General features: G+C 70.1%; 6 protein-coding genes, 1 tRNA gene and 1 pseudogene. 6 read left to right on the top strand and 2 right to left on the bottom strand.

The annotated features are described in order from the left end of the window. Positions 1-596, top strand: a 596-nt coding sequence (locus AQI70_RS36765) for an Rv1733c family protein (RefSeq protein ID WP_341845978.1), incomplete at its 5' end; no start/stop codon positions are given. 457 nt (positions 597-1,053) lie between these two features. Here the strand turns inward: AQI70_RS36765 and AQI70_RS36760 are convergent. Further along, a pseudogene (locus tag AQI70_RS36760) lies at positions 1,054-1,937 on the bottom strand (universal stress protein). A gap of 505 nt (positions 1,938-2,442) precedes the next feature. On the opposite strand from AQI70_RS36760, the gene AQI70_RS36755 reads away from it, so the two are divergent. Next, complete coding sequence (locus tag AQI70_RS36755; RefSeq protein WP_062156794.1) at positions 2,443-3,027, top strand: YceI family protein; 585 nt, start codon at positions 2,443-2,445, stop codon at positions 3,025-3,027. 80 nt (positions 3,028-3,107) lie between these two features. Here AQI70_RS36755 and AQI70_RS36750 read toward each other — a convergent pair whose 3' ends face one another. Next, positions 3,108-3,320 carry a hypothetical protein gene (locus tag AQI70_RS36750; protein WP_062156793.1) on the bottom strand — a complete coding sequence of 71 codons (213 nt, stop codon included), beginning with the start codon at positions 3,318-3,320 and terminating at the stop codon, positions 3,108-3,110. A 781-nt stretch (positions 3,321-4,101) separates the two neighbouring features. Here AQI70_RS36750 and AQI70_RS38265 point away from each other — a divergent pair. The 4 genes from AQI70_RS38265 to AQI70_RS36735 all read left to right on the top strand — a co-directional run. Beyond that, positions 4,102-4,287, top strand: a complete 186-nt coding sequence (locus tag AQI70_RS38265; RefSeq protein WP_208607518.1) for a hypothetical protein — start codon at positions 4,102-4,104, stop codon at positions 4,285-4,287. Further along, the gene (locus AQI70_RS40560) at positions 4,284-4,502 is read left to right on the top strand and encodes a hypothetical protein (protein WP_244181999.1); all 219 of its coding nucleotides are present in this window, start codon (positions 4,284-4,286) and stop codon (positions 4,500-4,502) included. Before AQI70_RS38265 ends, AQI70_RS40560 begins: the two co-directional genes overlap by 4 nt. 290 nt (positions 4,503-4,792) lie before the next feature. Further along, positions 4,793-4,868: transfer RNA gene (locus AQI70_RS36740), tRNA-Trp, on the top strand. A gap of 144 nt (positions 4,869-5,012) precedes the next feature. Next, positions 5,013-5,221 (top strand): hypothetical protein (locus tag AQI70_RS36735; protein WP_425264659.1); only part of this gene is annotated, 209 nt, incomplete at its 3' end.

The following is a 5,221-nucleotide window of genomic DNA, read 5'->3' as shown; positions in this document are numbered from 1 at the left end:
GGGGTGTCGGGCCGATGGCTGCGTCAAGGCGTGCGACGGTGCGCCTGTGGCGGTGGCGGTGCAACCCGCTCAGACGGGGCAGCGACGTCGTCGAGGCGTGGGTGGTGCTCCTCGGTTGGGTGTTCGCCCTGGTCGGCGGTCTGCTCGTGGGGGTGATGGCGGCGGACGCGGTCGAGCGGGACGCCGAGCGGCAGCGGGCGGAGAGGCGACAGGTCCCGGCCGTACTCGTCGAGGACGCGAATGACCGATTGCCCGAGCGGGCGGCGACCGACTACCGGGTGTGGGCTACGGTGCGCTGGGCCGCGCCGGACGGCTCGACACACAGGGACGAGGCCAGGGTGCCGTCCAAGACTCCGGCCGGGAGCAAGATCACCGTGTGGACGGACAAGAACAGCGAGGTCACGGCCGAGCCGCTGTCCGACGGGGAGACCCGGGTGCACGCGATCTTGGGAGGCGTGCTGACGGGGGCAGGCGCGGGCGGCGTGGTGCTGTGTGCTGCCTGGGCAGTGCGTCTGGGGATGGATCGGCGACGTCTGGCGCAGTGGGCTGCGGAGTGGGAGCTGATCGACACCCGGAAGGGCTGGAAGACAGGCTGACGCCGCACCGTCGGCCAATTCGGTGGGATTCCGGGCCGTACGGCCGCCGGTTGAGGGGACCACGGCGTCATACGGCGCCGTCATCGCCATCGAGGCGATCGAATCTGGCGGGCAGCCCCGTGGCGGCCCAACGGGTTGCCTGCTATAGAGCCCGAGTGCTCCTGCGGACCCGTGCCGAGCCGACCGAGGCCGGTCGCGCATTTGTTCACGGTGCTGGAGGCTGCGTAGCGACCCGAGGAACGGGGTCGCGACCCGGGCGGAGCTTGAGCGGGTTCAGGTCAGCCGCACGCGTGGAGCGGAACTCGCCGGCGAACAGCGGTCTCTGACATCTTCAGGCAGGGGGGCACGCCTTGCCGTCCTCGCGAGCGGCGCCACACCGTTCCTAGCACAGTGCCCGAAAGGACCTGACAGCTGACTGCTGACGGCATGTGTGCTGTCCGCCGTGGCCGGGCTGCTTTCAGGAGGCGGCCTCGCGTTGCGGTATCACCGCGACCGGGCAGTCGGCGTGCTGGAGCGCGGCGTGCGCCACGCGGCCGAGGGGCAGTGCGAGTGGCCCATGCCGTCTGGGGGCGCTCAGGACAAGCAGGTCGGCCGTGGCCGAGTGCGTGAGCAGTACGTGGTGGGCGGGGCCCTCGGCGGTGACGCGATGCACGGCTACGTTGGGGTGTTCGCGCTCCGGAGCGCACAGGGCGTCGTCGAGCAGGGCCGATGCCCTGATCCTCATGATGGTGGGCGGGATCTCCGGCGAACAGCGGATGTGCCAGGGGCTTGTGCGCGGGCCGACGCCAGGCGCGTACGGCGTCCAGCGCGCAGCGCCGTGCTTCGGCCTCGCGGAACGCGAACCGGATCGCCGCCGTGCTCGTTGCGCTGTCGCCCACGCCGATCGATGCGGCCATTCGTCCCTTGCCGGTTGCGCAGGGTGCCGCGTACGACGACAACCGGGCTGGTGGCGTGCGTCGCCAGGGAGCGGCTGACCGAGCCAAGCAGCGCGCCCGTAATCGCTCCCCTGCCCCGGCACCCAGTCACCACGGCGGTGGCGTGGCGCGCCTCCCGCAACAGCGCCGCCTCGGCGTCGTCGGGAACGATGTCGACCGTGATCTTCACGTCCGGTCTGCGCTGTCGTGCCCGTTCAGCGGCGCGGCCGACGATCTCCTGCGCGAGCGCGCGCTCGGCGGGAACCTCCGCGGACTGCCGGAAGACGGGGCCTTCGTAGCGTTCCCACAGCGAGGCGTGCACGATGCGCAGCGGCACGCCGTGCAGGGCCGCTTCGTCCGTGGCCCAGTCGGTCGCCCAGAGGCCGGCCTCTGATCCGTCGACGCCCACGACCAGGGGCAGCGTCATCGATCCCACCGCCTTCAGCACGCGCCAGGATGCTGCCTTAATTCTCCCGCGCCTTCACGTCCGCCGAGCACCGCCGGTGCGTCGGGACAGCGCGGCAGGGGGGTGCGCGGAGGGCCGGGAGGGGCCTCGATGCAGGCAAGAAGCCAGGCGGTCCCCTCGCCAGGCGGGCCAGGCAGCGGAAGGTGCGTCGGCCCCCGCGCCTCGTTGGCGTGCCCGTGGATAGGCGGCTCGTACTTTCGGGGCAGGCGGGCGGATATCGAGGTCCGACCGCCGGAGGCTTCGATCCATTCGCCGAGGAGGACCGCTGACCCTTGAAAGGGGCAGCCCACAGCTCGCAGAAGGCGCGACGCGTGTCGGCATCCCGCCCGCCTCCTCGGCTCGACGCCGCTCGGCCGAACAGTCCATGAGCCGTACCGGCCCCTGGCTTCGGGTTCTACCGGAGCGACTCGCCATACCCCGGCTCCTCGGGACGCACACCACGCACTCATCACGTAACGTCAGCTCTGTGGCAATAAGCGATGGAACGTACGCCTTCGGGCCGTCGACCGGCCGCCTGCTAGTCAAGACCAGCCGCGCTGGACTCGGCCGGAAGGCGGGGCACGACCTCACGATCGAGGCGGCCCGATGGTCCGGCGAGGCGGTGGTCGTCGCCGACGACCCCGGAAGGTCGTCGGTGACCGTGACGGTCGAAACGGGATCACTGACCGTCCGGGAGGGAACGGGCGGGCTCAAACCCCTCACCGATGCCGACAAGGCCGAAATCAAGCGCACTCTGGAGGGTGAGGGCCTGCTGCACACCGCGGAGCACCCCACCATCACCTTTCGCTCCACCAGGGTCACGGGAACGCTCGAGTCCTTTGAGATCGCGGGGGAGCTCACCATCAAGGGCCAGACCCATCCGGTAACGGTGCACGGGGGCAGCGACGGGGACGGCACGGTGTGCGGTCGGGCGACCGTCACCCAGTCCGCCTTCGGGATCAAGCCATACTCCGCGTTCCTGGGCGCGCTGAAGCTGGCCGACGATGTCCGGATCGAGTACGAAGTGACCCGGCTCGAACCGCTGCCCGGCCCCGGGCAGGCACCCGAGTAGCCGCGGGGGAGCGGACGCCTTGCGCGTTTCCCCGGCTGCCTCGGCGTGCCGGGGTCCAGTCCACCCACGTGCCGCTGACGTCAGCGGGCGCAGCCGACGTCCAGCACTTCGATCACGTCACCATGGGTGGTGTAGACGAGCCAGCACCATTCACCGAACACCGCAGCCAGCCCCGAGGTCCGTGCCTTCGGGTCCTGCGCCACGGCCGTGATGAGCGTGATGATCTCCTGGTGCACGTAGTCCGGGACGTCGAACAGCACGCTGGCAGCCCGCTGGATCAGTTCGACTCTCATTTCGCCCCCCGCAGACGGCAGGAGCAGCACGGCATGGGACTGGATACGCCATCCGGGCCTGTGGACGACTACGACTATGACCAGACTCCCCCGAACGTCATAATTCCACCAGCCCCGCGCAGGCGAGGGCTCACCTGACCCCGTCCACTCCCCGGCGAGGTGCGGCGGCCGTGTGCGCACCTCCGGTGACCGCAGCCAGTCCCCCTACGGCCCTGGAAATGGCTGTGGCCGCGCTTCCGTGCAGCCCGGCACCGGCGGTCCGGCTCAACGGTGCCGTCGGCGGGCGAACCGCAGCACGGCGGCGCCGGCGAAGTAGGCGGCCAGGGCCAGGTGGGCAGGCCAGTGGGTCCCTGTCCGCGTTCGGCCAGGGCGATGCCAAGGAGTCCTGCCAGTACACCGGCCACACCGGCGAGCGTGAGCAGGGCCGGGCGTTACGCCGGTCGCGCTGCCCGGCCCGGGGCGAGGGCCTCTGCGTTGCTCGATGCGTCCGAAGACGGCGACGAGCACCGTGAGGATCAGGGCCAGCACGACGGGCCAGGGAATGCGCAGCGCCAGCCAGGCCGGTGATCCGGGTGCCGGCTGCGGGAACAGCCCGGTGGGATACAGCGCCAGCACGCCCAGCACGGCGGCGGTCAGGTCTCCCGCTCCTCCTCGGCAACCCGCGTACGGCCCGGGTCACCTCCCAGACGGACGGGATGTGGCTGCGCATCCTCGACGTCACCCAGGCGCTGGCCGCCCGCAGCTACGCCACGGACGGTTTACCCCGGAACCGAAGCGGTGAGTGGTGGAGCAGACATTCGGCACCCTCAGGCTCCACCGCAGACTCGTGCGGGACTACGAGACACGGCCGGCCAGCTCGGTGGCGATGATCCACTGGTCCATGAGCGACGTCACGCTCCGCCGCCTCACCCGCACCGCCACCCCGACCTGGCGCGATGCACCCCCGGCGAGCAAGAGCCGCCGGTGAGACAGCTCCTGGACAAGATCGGGACCCGGCAGCGCCTCGTACACGAGACCGTCGAACGATTGCCCGAGCAGATCACCCGGCTCACCGAGCAACTCGCCGCCGCGGAGAAGACCCTTCAACGACTGGAGATCACCCGGGAGACCATCCTGGAACTGGCGGCAGAGGATGGCGCACCACCGCCGAGCCGCTGCCGCCCGGTTACCGCGCGATCCTGACTCTCTCGAGCAGAACACAGACGGACTGCGCGCCAAGGACATCTGCCACACGCTCGGCACCCGCACCGAGCCGCGGCACACCGAAGGCATGCGCGCCAAGCTGAAACGCCTGGTCAGCCGTGGCATCCTCACCGAATCCGAACCCGGACTGTTCACCCTCACTCAGCCGCCACCGGCTACCCCAGAAACCAGCTCAAGCTGAAATCAGACGAAGACCCGCAGAACACCCACTGAGAAGCCGGAAATCCCGTGAAGATCCGCCTGTTGGCCCTGGCAAGCTGATACTCCCGAGGGGTTGTAGCTCAGAGGCCAGAGCGCCGGTCTCCAAAACCGGATGCCGCAGGTTCGACTCCTGCCACCCTGCCACGCGCACCACCACAACATCACCACCGGTCGTCCCTGAAGGACCCAGCGCCCTTCCAGCAGTGGCGGAATCCCGAAACCGCCTCTGCCGCATGCCCCGATGCCGTGCCCCTGCTAGGGCATGCCCCCGCACTCGTCCGTGACCCCATGGGCTTTCTCTCCTCCCTGCCCGGCCGCGGCTACCTGGTACGCATCCAGCTCGGCCCGCAGACCGTCGTGGTGGTGTGCGATGCCGACCTCACCCGGAAGTTACTGCTGTGCGACGCCACCTTCGAGAACATGTGTGGACGCCACCAGCCGGGGTGGCAGCAGACGGCGCCGCACCTGAGCACTGGAAGCAGCCTCTTGCGGGTGAC

Source organism: Streptomyces curacoi, from assembly GCF_001513975.1.
GTDB classification, from domain to species: Bacteria; Actinomycetota; Actinomycetes; order Streptomycetales; family Streptomycetaceae; genus Streptomyces; species Streptomyces curacoi.
This window is presented reverse-complemented; position numbering and strand designations above follow the sequence as displayed.